The organism is Escherichia sp. E1V33 (genome assembly GCF_004211955.1).
Classification (GTDB): Bacteria; Pseudomonadota; Gammaproteobacteria; order Enterobacterales; family Enterobacteriaceae; genus Escherichia.
On sequence record NZ_RHJI01000003.1, the window covers coordinates 76,692 to 102,742 of the forward strand.

The following is a 26,051-nucleotide window of genomic DNA, read 5'->3' on the forward strand; positions in this document are numbered from 1 at the left end:
TAAGATATCGAGAAGTATACGTAGCGATCTTAATGAATCCTTAACGCGGAGAAACCCCGTAATGTGCAATGCAGCGCCAGCCACCATCCTGCTGGCAATAAACTGATTCCGTATGACCGGGGATTATCCATTGTGTTTCTTCGCCAGGAAGACAGGTCAGCCAGATGCATAACCCACAGCAGCCGCGTAACTCACGGGGAATATCGGCGACGCGAAAGGTCATACCCGCTGCCTGTAACGCCTTACGCATTTGTACAACGCCGACCGTTGAGTGAAATAAGAACAGATACTCTTTCATGTGCGTTTTCTCTGCCGCTGACCGATCACCGCCGCACCAATTGCACCAGCGAATTGCGCATCAGGGTGAGTTTGTACCGGCATTCCCAGATGGCTTTCCAGCATGTGGGTAAAACTCTGACAGTGACTCACGCCGCCAGTGAACAGAATCGGCGCTTCACAAGAGAGGCGGCCAATGAAATTGGCGCTGCGTCGCGCCATAGCATTAATCACACCAGCGAGAATCGATTCCGCTGGTACACCTGCAGAACGCAGACTGATTACTTCCGATTCGGCAAACACAGTACACATGCTGCTGATGGCGTGCGGTGGTACATTTTCGGTAATGCTGTCGAGTTCCTCGACGCTGGCGCCTAATGTGCGGGAAATGACTTCCAGAAAACGCCCGGTGCCTGCCGCGCATTTGTCATTCATCAGGAAGTCGCACAGGTTACCGTCGGCATCAAGCTGAATGACTTTGCTGTCCTGACCGCCGATGTCGATCACCGCACGTGTTGCTGGCGCAAGAAAGCGGGCGCCCAGCCCGTGGCAGGAGATTTCCGTTACCTGTTTATCGGCAAAATCCACCAGTTGCCGCCCGTAACCGGTCAGCGTCAGAAACGGCACTGTCTCTAACCCTTCACGCAGAGTTTCCCAGGCTTGTGTAATTGCCGTTGCAGGGCGGAATGGCGTAGGAACAAGGAAACGGCGCGTAATCACGCCGTCTGCCAGTAAGATCCCTTTGGTGGCGGTAGAACCGGAATCAATACCAATCGAATATGTCACCACCGCTCCTTACAGCATCTCAATAAAGGCTGCGACGCGGGTACTGAGTTGCCCGATATCCGATGTGGAATAGTCTGTTTCAATAGCGATGTAAGGAACGTTATGCTGCTGACGAACATGGCGTTTAATCGCCAGCGATTCCACCGCGTAGGTATGGCACGCCTGTAAAATTACATCGACCACGCCATCGACCTGATACTCCTCCACCATCTGACTGAGCATTTTCAGGCGCTGATCGTTTGGCGAAATACAGGAGCAGCCAATCGCCAGATATTTATCAGCAAGAGCGTCATACACATTGCCCGTTTCCGCCACGCATTGTTCGGTAGCTTTCGCGCCGGTGCAGTTTTCATAACCGACTACCCAACCGCCGTTCTCTTCAATCGCGCGCACCACTTTCTCTGCCGCACCACCAATCGGGCAACCGGTAATTAAAATGCGTGGACGCGGGGCCAGTCGCTGGCCTTCTTCCCACTGCTGACGAACGCGGGCAGTCATCATGTCCAGTTCAGTGATCAACGCGTCTTTATCGAACCGGAAAGTTGCGCCATAAACGACTTTCAGTATGTCGCCGCCACTAAGTGCCGGAGGGTTTAACTGCCCCAGATGATAAAAATTGGCCAGCGCGCGACGTTCACGGTTTTTCAGAGCAATGGCATCGCGCAACGCATCTTCGGTAATTTCGTGCCCGAAACGTTCTTCCACCGCTTTTTGTAAGCGCAGCATCTCGGCTTTCCATAACGCACGTGAGGCATCATCTTGCACACTGTTTGGTAATTGCATGACATGAACGGGCTTAAACTCCGCCATGTATTCGTACATTTTCTTTTTGCCATCGCAGGTGGTTTCTCCGACCACCAGATCAGAAAAATAGAAGTAGGGGCATTTGTCGGTTTTGCCGAAGCCATAGCTGCTTTTGATCAGCGGGCAAAGATTGCGTGGCAGATCTTTCTCCGCTTCTTCGATGGTTTCATCAGAAGTGGAACAGAGCGAGACAACAACCGCGCCGGCAGCCATCGGGATCTCTTGCGGCATAAACGTACAATAGGTACCAACCAGCGGAATGCCGCGCTCTTTGAGATCCATGACGGTGAGAAAGCCTTTCTGGCGAGCTTCGGAGAACTGATCGAAAATGGCGGGTAAATCGGTGACAAGTGACATGATTTTCCTTCCCCGTAACACGGGAGATAATGAAAAGAGGCCACATTATTACCATTCTTTTAGTGTGGTTTATTTGATCTCCCTCGCGGTTAATCACTTAGTTTTTCATGGATTTCTAAAAATGACCGAGGGGGAACAAGGCCGGAATTTGCGATAAAAGATACAATATCAGCCCAATACAACCGCCGACCAGCGTACCGTTAACGCGGATAAACTGGAGATCTTTGCCGATATTTAACTCGATTTGCCGCGACATATCCCGCGCATCCCAGCTTTTTACCGTATCGCTAATGTGGCGGGTCAGGAATGCTGAAAACTCTGGCGCGACGCGGTGCGCGGCCTGTTCCAGATGACCATTTAACGAGGCGCGCAGGGCATCATCGGCAATTAACGTCTCGCCAAACCACTGTCCCGCCCGCGCGATGCGTTCCTTCACCCGAGAATCGTCGCTGTTGATATCCGCTTTCAACCACTCCCGCAAATCTCCCCACAACTCACCAAGATAGCGGTTAAAAGCTTCATCTTCTTTCAGATAACTTTTCACGGCATCGGCCCGCGCCGCCATTTCCGGATCGTTTTTCAACTTGTCGATCAGGGCAAAAGTGGCGCGATCAAACGCATGGCGGATCTGATGCGCGCGATCGCGACTGATATCATCAAGCAAAGAATTCACCGCGTCAGAAACCAACTCCGCGCTATGTTCGCCCAGCCATTCAGTGGGCAAAATTTTGGCTTTCAGTGGATGCTCGCTCTCCAGCCAGCGAACAATTTGCTGGGCGATAAACTTGCGCGATTTATCGCGCTGGAGAAGGGCGATCAACTGTGCGATCAGCGTATCCAGCAGCACCTGATGACGATCGTTTTTGGTCATACTCTCCAGCATCAACGCACTGGTGCCGGAAAGATCCACTTTATCTATCGCCTTATGCACTGCGCGCTTAAGCAGGCGCTGAATACGCGCATCATCAGTTAATTCGAGAAAACCGCTCATGATCTGCAACAGATGCTGACCCACGCGGCGGGCGTTTTCTGGCTGACTAAACCAGTTGCCAATCAACAACGCCGGTTCGTGACGTCGAATCAATGCCACCAGCGACTGAGTATCGAGAAATTTTTCCTGCACGAACTGACCGAGATTTTCGCCAATCCGGTCTTTATTACGCGGGATAATCGCTGTATGACGAGAAATAATCGGTATCGGCACGCGGCGAAACAGAGCCACCACCGCAAACCAATCCGCCAACGCACCGACCATCGCCGCTTCGGCAATCGCCTTCACGCCACTCACCCAAAAATTGGGCGGCAAAAACAGCGTAACGACAAAGGTAGCGGCGGCGATAAGTAGCAAAGAGAGCGCCAACATTTTGGCGCGTCTGAGTTCAATGAGTTTATTCATAATGTTAAGAATAGAGCCTGGCGGTAAGAAAACGCAAAAAGCGAGATATCTTCCATAAAAATGTATCGCTTGCAGAGGAATAAAAATAGCCTGGAAAGCGCCTCGGGGAACGGGAAATTGCCGGGTGAGAATGGCTTTGTTAGTCGCTAAAGTCGGGCCATCTTTTTCAACAGGTGATGGATCGCCATGACAAACTTCACGACCAGCACGCCGCATGATTCATTATTTAAAACCTTTCTCACGCACCCTGACACTGCGCGGGATTTTATGGAGATCCACTTACCCAAAGATTTACGTGAACTGTGCGATCTCGACACCTTAAAACTGGAATCCGCCAGCTTTGTCGATGAAAAATTGCGGGCGCTACATTCCGATATTCTGTGGTCGGTAAAGACCCGCGAAGGTGATGGCTATATTTATGTGGTGATTGAACATCAGAGCCGTGAGGATATTCATATGGCCTTTCGCCTGATGCGCTATTCCATGGCGGTGATGCAGCGCCATATAGAGCATGATAAACGCCAACCGCTACCGCTGGTCATCCCGATGCTGTTTTATCACGGTAGCCGTAGTCCTTATCCCTGGTCCCTGTGCTGGTTGGACGAATTTGCCGACCCGACTACTGCACGGAAGCTTTATAACGCCGCGTTCCCGCTAGTGGATATCACTGTCGTGCCGGACGACGAGATTGTGCAGCATCGCAGAGTCGCCCTGTTGGAGTTGATCCAAAAGCATATTCGCCAGCGCGATCTGATGGGGCTTATCGACCAACTGGTAGTATTACTGGTTACAGAGTGTGCTAATGACAGCCAGATAACTGCGCTGTTAAATTACATTTTACTGACTGGCGATGAAGCGCGTTTTAAGAAGTTTATCAGTGAACTTACCAGGCGAATGCCACACCACAGGGAGCGAATAATGACAATTGCAGAGCGAATTCATAATGATGGATATATAAAAGGGGAACAGCGCATTCTTCGATTGTTTTTGCAGAATGGGGTAGATCCTGAATGGATACAAAAGATTACCGGACTTTCGGCAGAGCAAATACAGGCATTAGAGCAGCCCTTGCCTGACCGTGAGCACGATTCATGGCTCGAGTACTAATCAGAGACTGATGACAAACGCAAAGCTGCCTGATGCGCTACGCTTATCAGGTCTACATAACCCATTAAATATATTGAACTTTTAATATTTTGTAGACCTGGTAAGGCGTTCACATGGCATCCGGCATGAACGAAGCGCACTTTACTAAGCCATGCCGGAACGTGGCTATGATCCTGCAAAGATAAAACGAGTCACAGGCGATTCGTGAGAGGAAATCAGGGGCCTCGCCACTAATTCGAATTCATTCCATTGCCTGATACACGGCCTCGCCAATTTGCTTCAGCGCTTCGCGATAAGTTTCGCTGAGTGGCAAAGCACAGTTGATGCGCAGGCAGTTACGGTATTTGCCGGAAGCTGAGAAAATCGAGCCTGCCGCCACCTGGATTTTCATGCGGTATAGCTGCCGCGCGACGCAGACCATATCGACCTGTTCAGGCAATTCGATCCACAGTAAAAATCCGCCTTTCGGGCGCGTAATACAGATTTCGCAGGGAAAATATTCCCGTATCCAGCAGGTATAAAGCGCCAAATTGCGCTGATAGATCTGCCGCATCCGCCGGATATGGCGATGATAGTGACCTTCCAGCACAAACGTTGCCGCCGCCATTTGCGTGGACGGTACATTAAAGCTGCTGGTGGCGTATTTCATATGCAGCAGTTTATCGTGATAACGCCCCGGTGCGACCCAACCCACGCGCAGGCCGGGCGCAATGCTTTTACTGAACGAACTGCACAGCAGCACTCGCCCGTCGATATCCCAGGAATGAATGGTCCGCGGGCGCGGATACTCCGTTGCCAACTCGCCGTAGACATCATCTTCAAAAATCACAATATCATGACGCTGGGCGAGAGAGAGAACGGCCCGTTTGCGCGCGTCCGGCATAATAAATCCCAGCGGATTATTACAGTTTGGCACCAGAATGATGCCTTTAATCGGCCACTGTTCCAGCGCCAGTTCCAGCGCTTCAACGCTGATGCCTGTTTCTGGATCGGTTGGGATTTCAATCACTTTCACGCCCATGCCGCGCAGCATCTGCATCGAACCGTAATAACAGGGAGATTCGACCGCGACAATATCGCCCGGTTTACACACCGCCATTAACGCCAGCGACATCGAGTTATGGCAGCCGCTGGTGATGATGATGTCATCGGCGGTGACCACCGAGCCGCTGTCGAGCATCAGGCGGGCAATCTGCTCTCGCAACACTCGCTGACCGGCTAACAAGTCATAACCGAGAACGGTTTGCAGATTATGCTGCACCACCCGGCTTAGCTCACGCCAGAGTGGTTTCAGGCTGGGCGTTTCGACATCCGGCGTGCTTTTGCTTAACGGAACAATGGAACTGTCGCTATGCGCCTCCAGCATATCCAGTACCTGATCCCACTGGGTAATTTCCACCGGGCGCTGCACCGGACGCGTCATCGGCGGCACTGGCGGCTGGGCTTTACGTTGTGCGACAAAATACCCCGAACGCGGCTGCGGAGTGATGAGCTTCATCGTCTCCAGCGTCTGATACGCCTGCTGCACGGTGCTGATGCTGACGCCGTGCTCCTGACTTAAGCTACGCACCGACGGCAATTTCTCCCCGTGACGATACAGCCCTTGCTCAATCCGCTCGGCAAGCAGAGTTGCCAGATGTTGATAACGCGTCATGCTGTATTCCTTATTTGGACCATACAGAAAGAAAAACCGGTACAGATGAGGCTAAAAAACCGGATGCAGATGCTGTTTTAACCTGTCTGTATGTTAAATAAAAGTAATATTTGCATCTGTATTGTGAACTGCCAGAAGGCGGATGATGAAGCCTCTGAAAGATGAGGAGGCAGTCGATGGAATTTCATGAAAACAAAGCTAAAGCGCCGTTTATTGGTTTCGTACAACTCTGGCAGGCGGTGAGGAGCTGGTGGCTGAAAAAGCAGACCTGGCGGGTGTTACAGCAAATGAGTGATGAGCGGTTGAGGGATATTGGGTTACGCAGGGAGGATGTGGAGTGAGGGGGCAGTTCGTCGCGGATAAACCGGATTTCGCTATAACCTTCACAAGGAAGTGGTTATTATTGCGTCATTATTGCTTCACGGAAGGACGCCAGGATGAAAGCCACAGAAGCTCGCCTACTCGATTTTTTAAAACGTTCGCAGCAGTTTGTTATTCCCATTTATCAACGGACTTATTCATGGACAGAACAACAATGTCGGCAACTTTGGGACGACATCATTCGTGCAGGAAAGCGTGACGATATATCAGCGCATTTTATCGGTTCGGTTGTTTATATAGAGCAGGGATTGTATCAGGTTTCTGGTATTTCTCCGTTGCTGGTCATTGATGGTCAGCAGCGGCTGACGACCGCAATGTTGCTGATTGAGGCTTTATCGCGCCATCTTGGCGAAGACGAAGTTTTTGATGGCTTTTCGGCAATGAAATTGCGTAATTATTATTTGCTCAATCCTTATGAGTCCGGCGAGAAAGGTTTTAAATTACTGCTGACCGAGACTGATAAAGACAGTTTACTGGCGTTAATAAAACAAAGACCAATGCCAGAAAACTATTCCCATCGAATAATGGAAAACTTTACTTTCTTTGATGAACAAATTGCCAAACTCGGTGATGACTTGATCCCCTTATGTCGTGGGTTAGCAAAGTTATTAATTGTCGATGTGGCGCTTAATCGTGGTCAGGATAATCCGCAACTGATTTTTGAAAGTATGAACTCCACCGGTAAGGCGTTAAGTCAGGCCGATCTGGTGCGCAATTTTATTCTGATGGGCCTCGAACCAGAGCATCAAACCCGGTTGTATGAAGATCACTGGCGTCCAATGGAAGTCGCTTTTGGTCAGCAAGGTTACAGCGAATATTTTGACAGTTTTATGCGTCATTATCTGACGGTAAAAACGGGGGAGATCCCTCGGACAGATGAAGTCTATGAGGCATTTAAACTCCATGCCCGCAGCCAGCGTGTTGCTGAAAAAGGCGTAGATCGGCTGGTTGAAGATATTCATATCTACGCGGAGTATTACTGTGCAATGGCATTGGGAAAAGAAAGTGACAAATCGCTTGCTACGGCTTTTCAGGATTTGCGCGAGTTAAAGGTCGATGTGGCGTATCCTTTCTTACTGGCGCTTTATCATGATTATAAAAATGGCGTTTTGTCTCACGAAGATTTCCTGAGCATAATTCGTTTAATTGAATCTTATGTTTTCCGCCGTGCAGTATGTGCGATTCCGACAAATTCTCTTAACAAGACGTTTGCTACTTTTTATAAGGTCATTAATAAAGAAAAATATCTGGAAAGTATTCAGGTACATTTTTTGAATCTACCTTCATATCGTCGTTTCCCCAACGATGATGAATTTAAACGGGAATTAAAAGTTCGCGATCTCTATAACTTCCGTAGTCGCAGCTACTGGTTACGACGACTGGAAAACGATAAACGCAGAGAGCGCGTGGAAGAGTTTACGATTGAACATATTATGCCGCAGAACGAAAATTTGTCGGCTAAATGGCGCGAAGAGCTGGGAAGCGACTGGCAACGCATTCATAAAGAACTGTTGCATACGTTGGGGAATCTCACTTTAACGCGCTATAACTCCCGTTACAGTGACAGACCTTTCGCAGAAAAACGCGATATTGAAGACGGCTTTAAGCATAGCCCGCTCTATTTGAATATCGGTCTTGGACAGTGCGAAAAATGGGATGAAGCTGCCATTCACGCCCGAGCCGATCGTCTGGCCGATCTCGCGGTTCAGGTCTGGCAAGCGCTTTCTCTTCCTGAAGAGGTTTTAGCTGTTTATCGGGGACAGCCTGAGAACAAAACCAGTTACAGCCTGAGTGATTATCCTTTTCTTGCTGATGGTTCGCATAGCCGGGTGTTATTCGATCATCTTCGCGATGAAATTATGCGCCTGGACGCAGGGATCACGCAGGAAGTATTGAAGCTATATATTGCGTTTAAAGCGGAAACGAATTTTGTTGATGTTGTGCCGCAAAAAAGCCGACTGCGATTGTCGCTTAATATGCAGTTTCATGAACTGGTCGATCCGAAAGGTATTGCCAAAGATGTGACAAATGTTGGGCGCTGGGGTAATGGTGATGTGGAAATTGGTTTCAGTGACCTCGCACAACTTCCTTACATTATGGGATTAATTCGTCAGGCATTTGAAAAACAGATGGAGAGCGCCTTGGTATAACGCGGCGAATAATACCCGGTAGCACTGGCGCTACCGGGTCAATGTATCAGGCGACTTTCTGTTTACCCGCAATCACCCCAATAAATTCCCGCACCTGCTTTTGTTTACGCGCCGACAGTTTGCACACCTGGCGTAGTGACTGCATCAGTTCGCTCTCTTCGGCGGCGGCGGGTTGGGCGGTGAGGACAATACAGCCTTCCATCACTTTGACATCTACCGCCGTGCCAGTGGCAAAACCGGCGGCTTCCAGCCACTGACCTTTCAGGGTGATGGCGGGAATACGGCTGTAATCCGGGTAGCGGCTCGCATAACTCACGGTTAATTGACGGTTATTTGCCGGGGAGACTTCTGCTTCGAACGGTTGTGCAATAGAATGCGTGTCAGTCATGATTACTATTCCTTAGAAATAGGGATTGTGATTAGCGGTGCGGGTGTGTTGGCGCACATCCGCACCGCGCTAAATACCTGGATATATCATCAGTAAATACAGGGGAAGTCCAGCTAAAAATAGAAAATAATAAAAGCGTTATTGGAAAGATTTGGAAGAAAAATTAACATTAATTCACAATGGCCGGATAACAAAGTGTATCCAGCCTTCATAATTAATTTAAAGCACTCATATGATGTTCTTTAAAATTCTCTGCCTGTGCCAGCACACCCATATAAACATCATCATTCGCTACTGGCGGGAACTTATGCTTGTGTAGAAGCAGAATAAGTTCAACTTTCAGTTTCGCTTTAATATCATCGCGTTTACTCCAGTCAGGATATTTCGATGTGTTGTCAACCACGCTTTTCATCTCTTTTTCCAGTAATTATTTGTAATAACTGAATCTTCGTTGCCGGAAGTTTGATCTTGTTAATTCCAGCGGCTAAAACGCTGGAATTTAACAGCAAAATGGTACGCTTTTATCACCGCAAAGAGGCGAGGGAGATGATGGTGTTTTTGGTGGCGGCTATCATGCGTGACTAATATCTTAGATATGCATTCATAACGCCCGGTACAGCGTTACCGGGCGTTATGGAGATAATTTATCATTTTTACATATATTGTGGGCTTTGCTTATAGGTTCTTAGTAGATGCTCATTTAACGCACCTTCACCGTGCAAGGTTACCAAGAGATTGCAACGTGCTCGGGTAAAACCTACATAGAGTCTCTTTATATCCTCACTCAAATCATCACTATTATCCCGTGTTCTCGCTGCATCAATAATGACAACTGAGTGAAACTCAAGTCCTTTGCTGCTGGGTAATGGCATAACAGAAATACGCTCTTGTTCTGGCGTCCAGGACTTTTTATCTGCAGAGCTTACAATAAGATTAAAGGGGATATTTTTCGATTCAAGTACAGAACTTAGAGAGTTAGAAAGGATGTGAGTTGAAGGACTAAGTATAGCAATTTCAGACCACGGAATCCCTTGTTCATTTTGCTCTGTAATCCATTTGACTGCTCTTGCTATTTCTTCGTCCTGTGTGTCGAAATGTTCAAGCTTGGGATAATCGCCATTCATTCCTCCCGCAGCAGGTTTATGATAGGTTAAAGAACTATCGATATGGCTATTAAGATAATTAAATGCAATGCAACTGGCAAAGTGTAGAATTTGTTGTGTGTTTCTATAATTTATATTAAGAATAGTTGTGCGTCCTGTCGCTTTAATATCCACGCTGGACAGTGTAAAGTCTAATGCTTTCTTTTTTTGATAAATTGACTGAGCATCATCATAAAGGAATAGCAAATTCTCGTCCTGAGAGTCAGTCATTTTTGCCAGGATTTTTAACCATTCGGGCTTAAAATCATGTCCTTCATCAATTAATACAGCGCTGTATTGTTCTGGTTTTATTTTTCCTGTGTTGAAACCATCAGTCAACGCTTGCTCCATATTTTCAAAAATATTATCCCCTTCTGGAATGGTGATCTTGTTTTCTTTAATTTGTTGGAAACACCAAGCATGAAAATTATTAACCTTTATTTTCTCTTCAAAGGGATGATTGATGAACATCGACCGAAGTTTTTTGGCTAAAGTAATATTGTAGCAAATGACAAGTATTGGCTTTTCGCTGTCATTTTTTTTCGCTAATTCCTGACAGCGATGATAGAGGATCAATGTCTTACCTGAACCTGCAACACCATGAATTATTCGGTGGCCGTCTCTCATACTTCTGGCAAGTTGTTCCTGTTGAGTATCCAGGATAGAAATGATGGTTGGTGCATCGACACTAAATTCATCACAGTTTTTACTTCTCTTTTCCCTTTCTATTCTGACATCGGGGTATAAGTGCCATCTAATCCTGTTCAACTGTTCTTGTGTAGCATGACATTTGAAGTCATATTTAATCAACGAATGTATTTTGGATGAAACATCCCCTTTTGACATGAATTCATTTAGTTCGTCTTTGCAGATGATAAGATCTGATGGGAAGATCCCGAGCAGCTCTTCTTGAGTAAATTTATTATTTAATGCTTCTCGTGTAATATTACTAAAGTAGACGCCATATCCATAGGGGAAAAGAAGATTGCCATTGTAACGATCTTCCTGTTGGCACAATAGGGGGTCTTTTTTTAACTGGTTTACAGCTTCGAAAGCATATCGCCTAACTTGTTCTATCGGATTCTTTAAAGATTGAATGCCATTTTGTGTCTCATACAAAACATTAGACTTGTTGGCTTTTTTTATTTTTGTAATAAACCAATCTTTTACCTCGAGAAAAATAATGCCTTTTTCTGGCGAAAGTATCATAAAATCTGGGTGAAGATGCTTATCACCCGTGGGAATGTCATACCAACAGCAGCACTCTTCGCCTAGTCCTCTTTCCAGAATTCTTGCCAGCCTTTTCTCTCCGGCAGTAATTTTATCGTTGCAGCTACTGATTGTTGGGATTATTGTTGCCATGTTAATCTCTTGTATTCGTGTTGATTATAATTCAATTGTTATTAATTTATTTGCTGATTGTCTGGATTGGTAATAATTTTCTTTTTGGGACTGTATCAGAATGTTTGCATATTTGGAAATTAATACATCTATCACGCCCCAATAGGACGACTAGTCATATGGAAGTATGAGAGGTGGCAATGTAATTACATCTGTGTTCAGGAAATTATGGCAGAATTATATTTTTAATTTGAATGGGCATTGGAAAGAAAATAAAATAATGAAGCGAACGGAAAATGAAAGGATTTTATCCTCGTCCGCTTCGTATGAGTAGGTTAAGGTGATTACTTCCTCAACCCCGCAAACGCCGCCCGAATCTCTTCCTCCGGCAACTGAATCCCGATAAACACCATTGTGCTATGCGGTTTTTCATCGCCCCACGGGCGGTCCCAGTCGGCGCTGTAGAGGCGCTGGACGCCCTGGAACAGCAGGCGGTTAGGTTCGCCGTCAATCCACAGCATCCCTTTGTAACGCAGCAGTTTATCTGCCGATTCCAGAAGCAGGTTTTCCATCACCCGGGAAACTTCGCTGATATCTACCGGGTAATCCAGTTCCACCACAATCGACGAAATATCGTTTTGTTTATCCGCGATAAAGTGGAAACGCGGTTTGGTGCTGACGACGTTCTCTTCCAGCATAAAACCGTTGGTGTTGAACAGCAGGCCCAGGTCGATGTCGCCGTGGGTGACGGTGTAGACCGGTGCACGGGCGTTGATGCGCGCCAGGCGTTCACGCAGTTTTTCTGCTTCGCCTGCGACGTCGGTTTTGGTCAGCAGAATACGGTCGGCGTAGCCAACCTGGGACTGGGCGATGGTGAACTGGTTCATCTGCTCGTCGGCATGTACCGCATCCACCAGCGCAATCACACCGTCCAGCAGGTAACGCTGGCATAAAATCTCATGGGAGAAAAAGGTCTGAATAATCGGGCCGGGATCGGCCACGCCGGTGCATTCAATGACCAGACGGTCAAACTGAATATTGCCCTTGTCGAGATTATCCAGCAGGTCGAGTAGTGCGTCTTCCAGCTCGTTGGAGCGCGAACAGCAGATGCAGCCGTTGGTCAGCGTTTTGATCTGCGTGGCGCGGTCGCCAATTAGTTGATCATCAACGGAGACTTCGCCGAATTCGTTTTCAATCACGGCAATCTTGTAGCCGTGTTGTTCGTTAAGAATATGGCGCAGCAGGGTGGTTTTTCCCGCGCCTAAAAAACCGGTGAGTAGGGTAACTGCAATCGGGTTCATGCTCTCTCCATTAACAACAGCGCATACCGCCTTTACCATCGCCGCCGTAGCGCGCGTTCTGGCGTTCGCGGAAGAATTCTTCATAGCTCATGTACGGCTTGTCGGGATGGTTGGTCTTCATATGCTCGACGTAGTTGTCGTAGTCTGGAATGCCAATCAACATCTTTGCCGCCTGGCCGAGATATTTTTTTGCCTGTCCTAAGTTACCAAACATAGTTCACTCTGATAAGAACAAAGCCCCGCCGAAGCGGGGCTAAACACGGTTAGTGGTGCGAAGAGATCTTCACGCCGCCTTCCGGGATTGGAACGTACGGTGTTTCTTTGTCAGTACGTTTGTCGCTGTTACGCACCGCAAGCCAGGTTTTGAAACCGTAGAAGATGATGCTGTACACCACAATCAGGAACAGAATACTCAGGCCTGCGTTGGTGTAGTTGTTCACAACGATGTGGTTCATGTTGGCAATCTGCTGCGCCGTCAGGTCAGTACCGTTAGCAATCTTCTCTTTGTACTGGCTTGCCATGTAGAAGAAGCCTTCCATCTGCGGGTTGGTGCTGAACAGTTTCAGACCCAGCGCCCAGGTGGTGCAGATAAGCAGCCATACAGCCGGAACAACAGTTACCCAGATGTATTGGGTGCGCTTCATCTTAATCAGCACAACGGTGCCCAGTACCAGCGCTACGGCTGCCAGCATCTGGTTGGAGATACCGAACAGCGGCCATAGGCTCTTAACGCCGCCCAGCGGATCGACCACGCCCTGATACAGCAGGTAGCCCCACAGACCCACACAGCCCGCAGTACCGATGATACCGGCAACCAGAGAGTCGGTTTTTTTCAGGAACGGGATGAAGTTACCCAGCAGGTCTTGCAACATAAAGCGGCCAGAACGGGTACCCGCATCCAGCGCGGTCAGGATGAACAGTGCTTCGAACAGAATACCGAAGTGATACCAGAAGCCCATGTCAGCCATCGGCAGCACTTTGTGGAACACGTGAGCGATACCTACCGCCAGCGTCGGCGCACCACCTGCACGGTTCAGGACAGAAGGCTCACCAATGTCTTTCGCGGTTTGCAGGATCTGCTCTGGCGAAATCACGAAGCCCCAGGAGCTGACGGTCGCTGCCGCGTGTGCGGTAACGTCTTTCAGCTGCGCCATGATGATCGGCGCGTTCTCGCCACCCATTTCATGCAGGTTAGGCATGGTGATGCCAAGGCCCGCAGGCGGGGTATTCATCGCGAAGTAAAGACCCGGTTCGATGATGGACGCAGCAACCAGCGCCATAATCGCCACGAAGGACTCCATCAGCATTGCGCCGTAGCCAATGAAACGCGCGTCGGTTTCGTTAGCCAGCAGTTTCGGCGTTGTACCGGAAGAGATCAGCGCGTGGAAGCCAGATACCGCACCACAGGCGATGGTGATGAACAGGAACGGGAACAGAGCGCCTTTCCACAGCGGGCCAGTACCGTCAATGTACTGGGTCATCGCAGGCATTTTCAGTTCCGGGTTCAGCACCACGATACCCAGCGCCAGGCCGACGATAACGCCGATTTTCAGGAAGGTTGCCAGATAGTCGCGCGGTGCGAGGATCAGCCACACCGGCAGCAGCGCGGAAACAAACGCATAGCCAATCAGCGCGAAGGTAATGGTGGTGTCTTTAAAGGTCAGTGCCGGACCCCAGTACGGATCGTGAGCAATCACGCCACCGAAGTAGATAGAGGCAACCAGCAGCACGATACCAATGACAGAGACTTCACCCACACGCCCCGGACGGATAAAGCGCATGTAGATACCCATAAACAGCGCAATTGGTACGGTTGAGCAAACGGTGAAGACACCCCACGGACTTTCGGCCAGGGCTTTAACCACAATCAGCGCCAGAACGGCGAGGATGATGATCATGATTAAGAAACAGCCAAACAGCGCGATAGTCCCCGGTACTGGTCCCATCTCTTCTTTGATCATCTCACCGAGAGATGCGCCGTTACGGCGAGAGGAGATAAACAGCACCATAAAGTCCTGAACCGCACCGGCCAGCACTACCCCCGCCAGCAGCCACAGTGTGCCAGGCAGGTAGCCCATCTGCGCGGCGAGAACCGGACCAACCAGCGGACCAGCACCGGCGATAGCGGCGAAGTGGTGACCAAACAACACGTAACGGTTGGTCGGAACGTAGTTCAGACCGTCGTTGTTAATAACCGCAGGCGTCGCGCGCGTGGGGTCGAGTTTCATCACCTTCTGGGCGATATACAAACTGTAGTAGCGATACGCCACCAGATACACCGACACAGAGGCGACCACGATCCACAGGGCGCTGACGTGCTCCCCCCGACGTAATGCAACTACCGCGAGGCAGAATGCACCGATGATTCCGAGAATCACCCAGGGTATGTGCTTGAATAGTTTTTTCGTATCCATAGTAAAACCTGGCATTTTACTCGTCGTCTTTTGGCTTACAGGTGCGGCAGCTGCGTTCGTTCACCCCTGTCACTTACTGTTGTAAGCTCCCGGGGATTCACTCACTTGCTGCCTTCCTGCAAACCAAAATCCATAGAGTAATTTGTTAATCATAGGCCGAAGCCGTTCTAGGTTTGCGTTGCGTTTGAGGAGGTAAATTGACCGCTATCCTGCAGTGATGTTGCCAGAGATACGCGCGCGTAAAGTAAGGTAAATAACTGAGTGGTTATATTAGGGATGTAAGCGGTCAGGAATGGCGGTGAGCGGTTGGGCAAGAATTATTCATCGGGTTAATATGTGATTGAGATCACGAAATTTTTTTGCCTGGATAGGTTTCCCGTTTGCGCCTCAATAATTGCCAGGTGCGCTACGTTTATCTGGCCTGGATAGATTCTGCAATGTATTGAATTTGTAAGATTTACCAGACCAGATAAGCCCTTAACGCCAAATTATTATCAGGGATTTAATGTGGCGAAGGTGGCTGTTGCGCCAGGGCAATTAACGTTTCGCTGCGAGAGGGGGAAAGGGGTTCTCGCGGTTCCGGTAATGGCCAGCCGTACAACCATCGTGCGGTAGCGGCGCAGGTTCTCCCCTGACAGGCTCCCATCCCGCAGCGGGTTGTTAATTTTGCCTGCTGCCAGCTTTGTGCTTGCTCTGCATCGCCACAGCGAATGTCTTCGCAACGGCAAAGCAGCGTTTCCGGTGTCGCAACGCGCTTGAGACTGTCGGGCAGGGCAAAGGTTTTATGAAGTGCAAGGGCGAAGCGCTGCCACCCGGCGCGTTTTTGTTGCAGAAACTTTGTTTCATGGGCGCGATCAGCCGCACAAAGACCGGCTATCTCACCTTCTATCAACGCCAGTTCGCTACCACCAAATCCAGTACATTCTCCGGCTGCATAGATGTTTTTCACCGAGGTTCGCTGCAGTTCATCCACCTGCACGGCATCGTTGCTTATGGCACAACTGAAGAACAATCCAGGTTCAAGATTAGGCACCAGACCATAGCCAATAGCCAATTTGTCGCATGGCAGTGTGATTTTCCTACCTTTGTGTCGAAGGGTGACAGCACGTAATGTGGCGTCGCCGTGAGCAGCGATAACCTGGCTTGCACTGAGATAACGACGAGGAAATAGTGTGGCCAGTTGGCGCAGCTTAGCCGGCCAACGCCATAGCCCGAGGCCAAAGCGCAATAGCGTTGCGCGAGGGGCTTGTTCCACAATCGCCACCACTTCGCCTCCGGCACGGCGAACGGTGTCAGCAACGGCCAGTAATAGTGGCCCGCTTCCGGCAATAACCACTTTTTGATTTGCCATGGGCAGCCCCTGTTTCACTTGTGCCTGTAGCCCACCTGCGCCACTGACACCGGGAAGCGTCCAGCCTGGAAACGGTAATGCAAGTTCACGTGCGCCGCAGCAGAGAATCAGCTTATTCCAGCTTACTGTGCCGTAGTCTTCTGCGGTTTCGAACAATAGACAGTTTTCGCTGCGGCGGGCGATTAACCTGGCCCCGTTGAGTACACGAATCCGCGATTCGTGGGCAACGGCAGCACGGTAATGGCGGGCCAGTGGAGGAAGCTGACTTTGTGGGCCATCGCGCCAGATTTGACCGCCAGGAAGCGGATTATCATCAAGGATGATGACCTGCTTATCGCACTTTGCTGCGGCCAGAGCAGCTGATAGTCCCGCTGGGCCTGCGCCGAGAATTAAAATGTCACACTGTAAGGTCTGCATATCCGCTCCTTTCAATCTGCATATCTGGCTGGCAAAGGGTCTGACAACCGGGTACCCGACGACCATTAACGCTCACCCGACACTCCTGGCAAACGCCCATGCCGCAGAAGGGTGTACGTGGTTGCCCGCTCACTGAAAGGCGCGTAATGGGGTTATCAGTTAAGGCCAGCGCCGCCGCCACGCTAATCCCTGTCGGGACAAACCAGGGCTGTCCGGCAATAAAAATTCGAATGGTGCCACTCATGCGCTGGCCTCCAGGGAGATAAGTCTGGCGGGTAGCCAGGGGGCAGTAGATACGAGGCTGCGTTCACCCAGCAACTGTGCGGCCAACAGCGACGCGCTGGCGGGGGCAGTGGTCACGCCAAGTCCTTCATGGCCAAGAGCCAGCCAGACGCCAGCACGGGAAGGATGCGGGCCGAGAAGGGGATTGCCATCCTGCGAGGCGGCGCGAAAACCGCTCCAGCAACGAATAATATTGAGCGTAGCCAGAGAAGGCAGAAAGTGTTGCGCTCTGGATAGCATTGCGGCCAGGAGTGGAAGGTCCAGCTCGCGATCCTGGTTATCGAACTGACGTGAAGAGCCAATCAGCAGTTGGCCGGTGGGGCGAGGCTGCACATTAAAGGCCACAGATGTGCCGCCGCTGTGAGCACTGGCGCCGTAACCAAGTTCAACCAGTTGGTGATTGACCAGTGGACCATAGCGATCAGTAATCGCCAGTTGGCCTTTCTTCGCGCGCAGCCATGGCTCCGCCAGTAATGTATTGGCCCCCAGACCACAGGCGACGACGATCGCCTCGGCGCGTACTTGGCGACCGCTCTGTAATGTCACTGTTGGTTCTTCCAGACGAATGGCGGGATCAACCAGATGTGTCAGCTTATCGCCCGCATTGGCAATAAACCAACGGGCAACGTTTGGGGCATAGACGATGCCATCGCCCGGCACCCATAACCCGCCGGATAGCCCCGGGCGTAGCATAACTTCTCGCTCGGCCAATTGTGCGATGCTTTGCATTTCGCTGTTTACTTTCTGCGATGCCAGACGTCGCTGCTTCTCTCGGGCAATTTCCAGTTCTTCTGGTGTTTCCGCCAGCCACAATGTGCCACAGCCGCGCCAGGCACAGCTTTCCGGTAACTGAGGCGTCAACGTGCGCCACAGTTCCAGCGACCAGGCAGAGAGCGTCAGTTCTGCGGGATCATCATCCATACAGACCAGATGCCCCATTCCTGCAGCTGTAGCTCCGGCTCGGCCGTCGTCAATTAACGTGACTCTCACCCCACGTTTTGCCAGTTGCCATGCGCAGGCGGCCCCGATGATGCCTGCGCCGATGACAATGACCTCCGTGCTGTTCACAGGCTAATCCCCCAGCAGAAGGGATCGTCCGGATTAAGGAGCAGGCGATTGTCGCCGCATACCCAGGCTTCTCCACGAATGGTGGGGATAATCTTCTCGCCATGGCGGGTATAGTGAGCCGTAAACTGGCTACCAATAATACTGGCCTGGCGCCAGATATCGCCGGGGGCGAGTTTTCCGTCCTCTGCCAGACAGGCCAACTTGGCGCTGGTGCCTGTGCCACAGGGAGAACGATCCCACGCTTTGCCTGGGCAAAGGACGAAGCTACGGCTATCCGCCTGATCGTCATCGGCAAAAAGTTCGATATGATCGATAATGCCACCATTTTCACCGACGATCCCCGCATTATCGAGTCCTTCCCGTACCGCCCAGGCGTATTCAGTTAACTGCGGGATTTGTTCCGGCACAATATCAAATGGATGATCATTAATAAGAAAAAACCAGTTGCCACCCCAGGCGATATCACCTGTAACTGTACCCACCGCCGTTTCCACACTTACCTGTTTTTGCCAGCGCCAGGCCGGAACGTTTTCAACTGACACACTGCCATCGTCATGCAATGTGGCGTTTACATCTCCAACAGGGGTTTCAATGCGGTGAACGCCTGGTTTAATACGACCTAACCAGGCCAGTGAAGCAACAAGCCCGATAGTGCCGTGCCCACACATATTCAGGTATCCGGCATTATTGAAAAAGATGACACCCGCCGTGGCATGAGGGGAAACCGGCTCACACAGTAGCGCGCCGACCAGCACGTCGTTGCCGCGTGGCTCAAGAATTATGGCTTTGCGCCAACTGTAAAATTCCCGGGCAAAACGTTCGCGCCGTTCGGCCATGCTGCCGCTACCGAGATCGGGAAAGCCATCAATAATCAACCGGGTCGGCTCGCCTCCGGTATGGGAGTCGATAGCCCTGAGTTCAGTGATTTGGTGAGGAACATGCATGCTCTGGCTCCATGTGGTTAACGAAATGTTTCTAAATGCTGGCGTAATTGCAACTTTATCGCTTGAAGGGTTTCTGCAAGGGAAATGACGAAATCAGCACAGTGAATTATTTCGCGACACCAGGAGTTGTCATATTTTTTTAATATTAATCATCTTGTTAGTGATGTGTTAGACCAAGAACAAGCGTTCGTCAGTAGTGAGAGCAACGGAAAGTGGAAATACACGGAAGGATCGCAAAATGCGCTTTCAGTACTTGTCATGTTAACTAAAGGTTAATAAACATTCATCCTCAATCGCTATGAGGAACAGCTATGTCCAGCATATGTCATCAGACTATTGAGTTTTCCCCTTGTGAAGAAACTGCGCTGGCCGTTGATGAACTTAGTCAGATTTGCGAGGGGCTGGCGCGGCAGCGTCCACAAAATATTCAGGCATTGTTAAATGCACTGGCGCTGATTGCGCCACTTCTTAACGCCATTCCTAATGTGGTGTTTTTTATTAAGGATGTGCAGGCTCGTTATCTGTTAGTCAATATGACGTTAGCACGACGCTGCGGGTTTAAAAATGTGACATCGCTACTGGGGAAGACATCGGCAGATGTTTTCCCTTCTGCATTGGGACGAGGATATACCGAACAGGATCTGCGTGTGCTACGCGAAGGGGTTGCGTTACGTGATCAGCTGGAGATGCATCTCTATAACGGTCGCGAACGCGGCTGGTGTCTGACGCAGAAACTGGCACTGCGCGATATGCAGGGGCGTGTGATCGGAATGGCGGGGATCTCACATGATCTCCAGGAAGCACATGCGCGTCATCCAGCCTGGCAACGCCTGGCGATCATCGATGAGCACATTCGCAATCACTACTACCGTGCGATCTCTATGGAAGAGTTGACTGAAATGAGCGGAATGTCTGTGGCGCAAATTGAACGCTACTGTAAGCGGATTTTTCACCTGACGCCTCGTCAGATGATCCACAAAGTTCGACTGGAAAAGGCCACCGAGTTACTTGCCGGAACTACGCCGATTACCGATATCGCTTTGCAGTGCGGTTATACCGACCACAGTGCGTTCAGCCGTCAATTTAAGGCGATGACAGGCTCAACTCCGCGTGATTTTCGGATGACGTTGGTGGGGTAATACGACAAATCACAACTGGGCATTGTGCTAATTTCGTCATCCTGGGGAAAGAAAATCGACAAGCCGCTAGCGCAAGGAGAGGTCAATCTGTTAATGAAAATTCACTTTTAATTCACATTAACGCAACAGGTTGACAATAAGGAAACCAAAGATGAGCAATAAAGCGATTAACTGGAGTGGCGTTTTTCCGGCGGTTAGCACTCAGTTCCGTAGTGATTACTCACTTGATTTGGATGCCACCCATGCGGTGATGAAAAACCTGGTTAAAGATGGGGTTTCTGGCCTGGTAGTGTGCGGCAGCGTAGGAGAAAACACGTCACTTACCACTCAGGAAAAACTGCAAATCATCGAAGTTGCGAAAGATGCTGCTGGCGGAAAAATTCCGGTGATTGCCGGGGTTGCTGAGTTCACCACCGCCTTTGCCCGGACGATGGCAAAAGAGGCCGAGAAGGTCGGTGTTGATGGCGTTATGGTGATGCCTGCTTTGGTTTACTCGTCTAAGCCTCATGAAACTGCAGCGCACTTCCGCAGTGTGGCAATGGCGACCGACCTGCCGATCATGGTCTATAACAACCCACCGATTTATAAAAACGATGTCACCCCTGATATCCTGGAAACACTCGCTGATTGCGAAAATATTGTCTGCTTTAAAGATTCCTCTGGTGATACTCGTCGCTTTATCGATCTTCGCAATGCGGTAGGAGATCGCTTTGTGCTGTTTGCAGGGCTGGATGATGTCGTGGTTGAGAGCATTGCGGTGGGCGCTGAAGGCTGGATTTCCGGGATGTCAAACGCCTTCCCACGCGAAGGTGAGACGTTGTTCCGTTTAGCAAAACAACAGCGTTTTGACGAGGCTATGGCGCTCTATCGCTGGTTTATGCCGCTGCTGCATCTCGATGCGCGTCCTGACCTGGTGCAGTGTATCAAGCTGTGCGAAGCCCTGTTGGGGCGTGGCAGTGAGGTTACTCGCCCGCCGCGTCTGGCGCTGGAAGGTGAAACGCGTGCCCAGGTTGTGGCGATAGTTGAGAAAGCGCTGGCGACTCGCCCTGCGCTGCCGGACGTGGGCCTTTGAGGTGGGGAGAGACTATGACTGAAACTTTCCCTTTCACCGGGCAACAGTTCATCGCCGGGCAACGTGTTGCCAGCGGTGAACCGTCGCTGGTCAGCCTGCGAGCGCAGGATGGCGAACCTACCGGGCAACGTTTTTACCCGGCCTCCGTGGAGGAGGCCGCGCTGGCGGCTATTGCGGCGCAACAGGCTTTTGTGCGCTATTCACAGACCAGTGCCGGGCAACGTGCCGATTTTTTAGAAACCATCGCCGATGAACTTGATGCGGCAGGCGACGAACTGTTCGCTACGGCACATCAGGAGACAGCGTTACCCCTGGCGCGTTTACAGGGAGAGCGGGCAAGAACCAGCGGGCAGATGCGCATGTTTGCCGGGTTATTACGTCGGGGCGATCTGTTTGAGGTAAGAATTGATACTGCGTTGCCGGAGCGTCAGCCTTTGCCTCGACCGGATTTGCGCCAGTATAAAACGGCTCTCGGGCCGGTGGCGGTATTTGGTGCCAGCAACTTTCCACTCGCTTTTTCTACCGCCGGTGGTGATACAGCAGCGGCACTGGCTGCAGGATGCCCGGTAGTCGTAAAAGCGCATCCTGGGCATATGGCAACGGCAGAAATTATCGCATCAGCGATCGCTCGTGCCGTGACTAAATGCGCCATGCCCGCAGGCGTATTCAATATGATTTTCGGTACTGATATCGGTGCTGAACTGGTGAAACATCCCGCAATTCAGGCGGTGGGTTTTACCGGCTCATTACGTGGTGGCATGGCACTCTTTCGTTTGGCCCAACAGCGTCCACAGCCGATACCGGTTTTTGCCGAAATGTCGGCTCTCAATCCCTTTTTCATTCTGCCGCAGGCGCTATCAGTACGTGCCGATACGCTGGCCCGCGATTTAGTCGCGTCGTTCACGCTGGGATGTGGGCAGTTCTGCACTAAACCAGGCTTGGTTGTGTTGCTGAAGGGGGAGAAAAACGCGGACTTTTTGCAGCAACTGGTTGAGAAAGTGAATGCCGCCTCACCGCAACTCATGCTTAACGCCTCCACGCTTGAACACTATCGCCACAGCGTAGAGAAACTGGCAGGACATCCGACAATTCAGTGTTTGGCGGGGGACGATAATCATCAGACCGGACGTGCAGAAGCTCGTCTCTATCAGGCTCAGGTGGCAAGCGTACTTGAAAAAGATCCTCTGTTGCAGGAGGAAGTGTTCGGGCCGCTCGCTATTGTGGTTGAAGCCGCTGATGAAGGGGAGTTGTTGCAGGTGATTAACGCTCTGCAAGGGCAACTTACTGCCACACTTCAGGCGGATGAGGATGACCGGCAACTGGCTGGTCGTTTATTGCCGTTGTTGGCTGATAAAGCCGGACGCGTATTGTTCAATGGCTATCCCACCGGCGTCGAGGTTTGCGATGCCATGGTACACGGTGGTCCGTTCCCGGCAACCACCGACGCGCGCGGCACGTCCGTAGGCACGCTGTCCATTACTCGTTTTCTGCGCCCGGTATGCCTGCAAAATGCACCCGCTGCGCTATTACCGCCTGCGTTGCAGGACAGTAATCCATTAAACCTGCTGCGCCTGGTTAACGGCCAGTGGACCCGGGAAGCCATTTCCTCCTTGTTGACTCATTGAAGGGCATCACTATGACAATTCCTTCTACCCAAAGCACGCAAACCGTCGTTGTTGAGTCGGGGAAGTTTAAAAAGCAGTTAACGCTCACCGACTTGACCTTTATTGGTCTGGGGGCGATTTTTGGTTCTGGCTGGCTGTTTGCTGCCAGCCATGTCGCATCGATCGCTGGCCCAGCCGGGATTGCTTCCTGGGTTATTGGCGGTTTTGCGGTGTTGCTACTGGGGATTATTTACTGCGAACTGGGGGCGGCGCTTCCCCGCGCGGGCGGTATTATTCGTTACCCGGTATTTTCGCACGGCGAATTGATGGGCTATCTGCTGGGTTTTATTACCCTGATTGCCTTCTCCAGCCTGATCTCCATTGAGATTGTAGCCGCACGGCAATATGCTGCCGCCTGGTTTCCGGCGCTGACGCAGACGGGGAGCAGTGACCCGACGCTGTTAGGCTGGGTGGTGCAGTTCTTACTGTTGTGCTTCTTTTTTGCCCTGAACTACTACAGTGTCAAAACGTTCGCCCGCTCGAACAATTTTATTAGTGTGCTGAAGTTTCTGGTGCCGTTGCTGGTGGTAATAACGTTATTTGCCTTCTTCAAACCGGAGAATCTGCATATACAGGGTATGGCTCCATTTGGTATGTCAGGAGTGGAAGCGGCAATTAGCGCGGGTGGGATTATCTTCGCTTACCTTGGGCTGACACCGATTATCTCCGTTGCCAGCGAGGCGCAAAATCCGCAACGTACCATCCCATTTGCGCTGATCCTCTCGGTAATTCTCTCGACCATCATCTACGTTCTGCTGCAGATAGCCTTTTTGGGCAGCATTCCAACTGAATCGCTAAGTGGTGGTTGGGCGGAGATCAGTAAGAACTATTCGCTGCCGTATCGTGATATCGCCATTACCCTTGGGATGGGCTGGCTGGCATTTATGGTGGTATGTGATGCTATTGTGTCTCCCAGCGGCACTGGCAATATTTACATGAATGCGACACCGCGCGTGATCTATGGCTGGGCGAAGGCGGGAACATTCTTTAAAACCTTTACTCATATCGATAAGGAGTCAGGTATTCCACGTCCGGCACTGTGGCTGACGTTTGGTTTATCTATCTTCTGGACGCTGCCGTTCCCGTCGTGGGAGCAATTGATTAGCGTGGTTTCTGCGGCTCTGGTACTGAGCTACGCCATCGCGCCAGTTACAGCTGCCGGGCTGCGTCGTAATGCACCAGATATGCCGCGCCCGTTCCGCGTTCGTGGTTTTGCGGTGCTCGGCCCACTCTCTTTTATGATTTCCGCGCTGATTGTTTTTTGGTCTGGTTGGGGAACGCTTTCCTGGCTGCTGGGGCTACAAATCGTAATGTTTGTGGTTTACGTGGTTTGTAAGTCGAAAGTGCCTGTTCAGCATGTCAGCCTGGCGCAGCAAATTAAATCTTCATTGTGGCTTATTGCCTTCTATGCCCTGATTATGCTGTTTTCCTGGTTGGGTAGTTTTGGCGGTAGCGGCATTATAGGTCACCCGTGGGATACTATCGTCGTCGCGCTGATGTCGTTGGGAATTTATTACTGGGGCGCATACACCTGTCTTCCTCGGGCGAACTTTAACGGGGATGAAGAAGAATAAAGGAGTAGAAAATGGATAGAGTAATCCTCTCATTATCAGAGGCTTACGCACTAGCCTATCATGCGCTCATCAGTAACGGATTTAGTGAGCAACATGCGGTGGTGATTGCGAAAAACGTTACCACCGGGGAGCGCGACGGCTGTGCCTCGCACGGTTTATGGCGACTGCTGGGGATTGTTGACACGCTGCGAAAAGGGAAAGTCTCTGCCGATGCTCTGCCGACAGTGGAATCTCAGGCGCCGGCAATCGTTAAGGCCGATGCCAAAGGTGGCTATTCGCTGTTGGCTTATCAGCAGGCACTACCGTTACTGATCGAGAAAACGCGTCAGTGCGGGATTGCAGCACTGGCGATTAATCATTGTGTTCACTACTCCGCCTTATTTGCGGATGTTGAACCGCTGACTGAAGTCGGACTGGTGGCGCTGGCGACCACGCCAAGCCATGCCTGGGTTGCGCCGAAAGGGGGGCGCAAACCTCTTTTTGGTACTAACCCAATCGCGTTTGGTTGGCCGCGCGACAAACAGCCGCCATTTATTTTTGATATGGCGACCAGTGCGGCGGCACGCGGTGAGATTCAGTTACATCAGCGAGCCGGGAAATCACTTCCTGAAGGTTGGGGGATAGACAGCAATGGCAATGCCACCACCGATCCACAAGCTGTGCTGAACGGTGCAATGTTAACCTTCGGCGGTCATAAAGGTTCGGCACTGGCTGCGATGGTGGAGCTAATCGCGGGGCCACTGATTGGCGATATGACCAGTGCTGAGTCTCTTGCGTGGGATAACGGCGCAGGTGGTTTGCCGTATGGTGGCGAGTTGATCCTGGCACTCGATCCGCAGCGTTTTCTTGGTGAGGATGCCGGGAGGCATCTGGCAAGGGCGGAAACGCTGTTTAGTCAGATGCAGGATCAGGGCGCGCGCCTGCCGGGAGAACGTCGCTACCACGCACGATTGCGCAGTGAGCAACAGGGTGTAGAGATCAGCCAGTCACTCTATGACGATATTCGATCCTTAAGTAGCTGATAGATACTAAATCACTTAATG

General features: G+C 50.8%; 22 protein-coding genes and 2 pseudogenes. 9 read left to right on the plus strand and 15 right to left on the minus strand.

The genetic code is table 11. The features are described from left to right. Positions 1–40: 40 nt before the first annotated feature. From D9742_RS02060 to D9742_RS02075, 4 genes are all read right to left on the minus strand, one after another. Positions 41–298, minus strand: a complete 258-nt coding sequence (locus D9742_RS02060; RefSeq protein WP_130235835.1) for a DUF3343 domain-containing protein — start codon at positions 296–298, stop codon at positions 41–43. Then, positions 295–1,062 carry a putative 2-hydroxyacyl-CoA dehydratase activator YjiL gene (gene yjiL, locus D9742_RS02065; RefSeq protein WP_130235836.1) on the minus strand — a complete coding sequence of 256 codons (768 nt, stop codon included), beginning with the start codon at positions 1,060–1,062 and terminating at the stop codon, positions 295–297. Before yjiL ends, D9742_RS02060 begins: the two co-directional genes overlap by 4 nt. A 9-nt stretch (positions 1,063–1,071) precedes the next feature. Beyond that, positions 1,072–2,223, minus strand: coding sequence for a double-cubane-cluster-containing anaerobic reductase (locus D9742_RS02070; RefSeq protein WP_130235837.1), 1,152 nt, complete (start codon positions 2,221–2,223; stop codon positions 1,072–1,074). Positions 2,224–2,338: 115 nt separating this feature from the next. After that, a complete protein-coding gene (locus tag D9742_RS02075; RefSeq protein ID WP_130235838.1) occupies positions 2,339–3,619 on the minus strand; it encodes a DUF445 domain-containing protein in 1,281 nt (426 codons plus the stop codon). A gap of 186 nt (positions 3,620–3,805) precedes the next feature. On the opposite strand from D9742_RS02075, the gene D9742_RS02080 reads away from it, so the two are divergent. Continuing rightward, positions 3,806–4,726, plus strand: a complete 921-nt coding sequence (locus tag D9742_RS02080; protein ID WP_130235839.1) for an Rpn family recombination-promoting nuclease/putative transposase — start codon at positions 3,806–3,808, stop codon at positions 4,724–4,726. 241 nt (positions 4,727–4,967) lie between these two features. On the opposite strand, the gene D9742_RS02085 is transcribed toward D9742_RS02080, so the two are convergent. Then, the gene (locus D9742_RS02085) at positions 4,968–6,380 is read right to left on the minus strand and encodes a PLP-dependent aminotransferase family protein (RefSeq protein WP_130235840.1); all 1,413 of its coding nucleotides are present in this window, start codon (positions 6,378–6,380) and stop codon (positions 4,968–4,970) included. Between the two features lie 176 nt (positions 6,381–6,556). Here D9742_RS02085 and D9742_RS02090 point away from each other — a divergent pair, with 176 nt between their 5' ends. The 3 genes and pseudogenes from D9742_RS02090 (at position 6,557) to D9742_RS23320 (ending at position 8,911) form a co-directional block, all read left to right on the plus strand. Beyond that, complete coding sequence (locus D9742_RS02090; protein WP_130235841.1) at positions 6,557–6,721, plus strand: DUF1127 domain-containing protein; 165 nt, start codon at positions 6,557–6,559, stop codon at positions 6,719–6,721. Between the two features lie 96 nt (positions 6,722–6,817). Continuing rightward, positions 6,818–7,700: pseudogene (locus tag D9742_RS23315) on the plus strand (DUF262 domain-containing protein). A gap of 47 nt (positions 7,701–7,747) precedes the next feature. Beyond that, complete coding sequence (locus D9742_RS23320) at positions 7,748–8,911, plus strand: DUF1524 domain-containing protein (RefSeq protein ID WP_240780503.1); 1,164 nt, start codon at positions 7,748–7,750, stop codon at positions 8,909–8,911. A 46-nt stretch (positions 8,912–8,957) separates the two neighbouring features. Here D9742_RS23320 and symE read toward each other — a convergent pair whose 3' ends face one another. From symE to D9742_RS02145, 10 genes and pseudogenes are all read right to left on the minus strand, one after another. Continuing rightward, complete coding sequence (symE, locus tag D9742_RS02100) at positions 8,958–9,299, minus strand: endoribonuclease SymE (protein WP_097488857.1); 342 nt, start codon at positions 9,297–9,299, stop codon at positions 8,958–8,960. Between the two features lie 214 nt (positions 9,300–9,513). After that, positions 9,514–9,717, minus strand: a pseudogene (locus D9742_RS02105) (type I restriction enzyme endonuclease domain-containing protein); the annotation flags it as partial. A 235-nt stretch (positions 9,718–9,952) separates the two neighbouring features. Continuing rightward, positions 9,953–11,803 carry a nuclease-related domain-containing DEAD/DEAH box helicase gene (locus D9742_RS02110; protein ID WP_047644686.1) on the minus strand — a complete coding sequence of 617 codons (1,851 nt, stop codon included), beginning with the start codon at positions 11,801–11,803 and terminating at the stop codon, positions 9,953–9,955. Positions 11,804–12,126: 323 nt separating this feature from the next. Continuing rightward, positions 12,127–13,083 (minus strand): GTPase, encoded by a 957-nt coding sequence (gene yjiA / locus D9742_RS02115; protein ID WP_130235843.1) that lies wholly within the window; start codon positions 13,081–13,083, stop codon positions 12,127–12,129. A gap of 10 nt (positions 13,084–13,093) precedes the next feature. Continuing rightward, positions 13,094–13,297 (minus strand): YbdD/YjiX family protein, encoded by a 204-nt coding sequence (locus tag D9742_RS02120; protein WP_000467859.1) that lies wholly within the window; start codon positions 13,295–13,297, stop codon positions 13,094–13,096. 49 nt (positions 13,298–13,346) lie between these two features. Beyond that, positions 13,347–15,497, minus strand: a complete 2,151-nt coding sequence (btsT, locus tag D9742_RS02125) for a pyruvate/proton symporter BtsT (RefSeq protein ID WP_001298933.1) — start codon at positions 15,495–15,497, stop codon at positions 13,347–13,349. A gap of 502 nt (positions 15,498–15,999) precedes the next feature. Beyond that, entirely contained in the window at positions 16,000–17,265 is a 1,266-nt protein-coding gene (locus tag D9742_RS02130; RefSeq protein ID WP_130235844.1) for an FAD-dependent oxidoreductase, read from the minus strand. Further along, positions 17,246–17,509 carry a (2Fe-2S)-binding protein gene (locus D9742_RS02135; RefSeq protein WP_000017085.1) on the minus strand — a complete coding sequence of 88 codons (264 nt, stop codon included), beginning with the start codon at positions 17,507–17,509 and terminating at the stop codon, positions 17,246–17,248. Before D9742_RS02135 ends, D9742_RS02130 begins: the two co-directional genes overlap by 20 nt. Next, complete coding sequence (locus tag D9742_RS02140; protein ID WP_130235845.1) at positions 17,506–18,615, minus strand: FAD-dependent oxidoreductase; 1,110 nt, start codon at positions 18,613–18,615, stop codon at positions 17,506–17,508. The genes D9742_RS02135 and D9742_RS02140 overlap by 4 nt, the downstream gene beginning before the upstream one ends. Beyond that, positions 18,612–19,559 carry a 4-hydroxyproline epimerase gene (locus tag D9742_RS02145; protein ID WP_130235846.1) on the minus strand — a complete coding sequence of 316 codons (948 nt, stop codon included), beginning with the start codon at positions 19,557–19,559 and terminating at the stop codon, positions 18,612–18,614. The genes D9742_RS02140 and D9742_RS02145 overlap by 4 nt, the downstream gene beginning before the upstream one ends. Positions 19,560–19,870: 311 nt before the next feature. Between D9742_RS02145 and D9742_RS02150 the strand changes: the two genes are divergently transcribed. From D9742_RS02150 to D9742_RS02170, 5 genes are all read left to right on the plus strand, one after another. After that, on the plus strand, positions 19,871–20,698 hold the full coding sequence (locus D9742_RS02150; RefSeq protein WP_130235847.1) for an AraC family transcriptional regulator: 828 nt from the start codon (positions 19,871–19,873) through the stop codon (positions 20,696–20,698). A 151-nt stretch (positions 20,699–20,849) separates the two neighbouring features. After that, positions 20,850–21,770, plus strand: coding sequence for a dihydrodipicolinate synthase family protein (locus D9742_RS02155; protein ID WP_130204736.1), 921 nt, complete (start codon positions 20,850–20,852; stop codon positions 21,768–21,770). A gap of 14 nt (positions 21,771–21,784) precedes the next feature. Next, positions 21,785–23,395 carry an aldehyde dehydrogenase (NADP(+)) gene (locus D9742_RS02160; protein WP_130235848.1) on the plus strand — a complete coding sequence of 537 codons (1,611 nt, stop codon included), beginning with the start codon at positions 21,785–21,787 and terminating at the stop codon, positions 23,393–23,395. A gap of 11 nt (positions 23,396–23,406) precedes the next feature. Then, entirely contained in the window at positions 23,407–25,008 is a 1,602-nt protein-coding gene (locus D9742_RS02165; protein WP_130204740.1) for an APC family permease, read from the plus strand. Between the two features lie 11 nt (positions 25,009–25,019). Then, complete coding sequence (locus D9742_RS02170) at positions 25,020–26,030, plus strand: Ldh family oxidoreductase (protein ID WP_130235849.1); 1,011 nt, start codon at positions 25,020–25,022, stop codon at positions 26,028–26,030. The last annotated feature ends 21 nt before the right edge of the window (positions 26,031–26,051 follow it).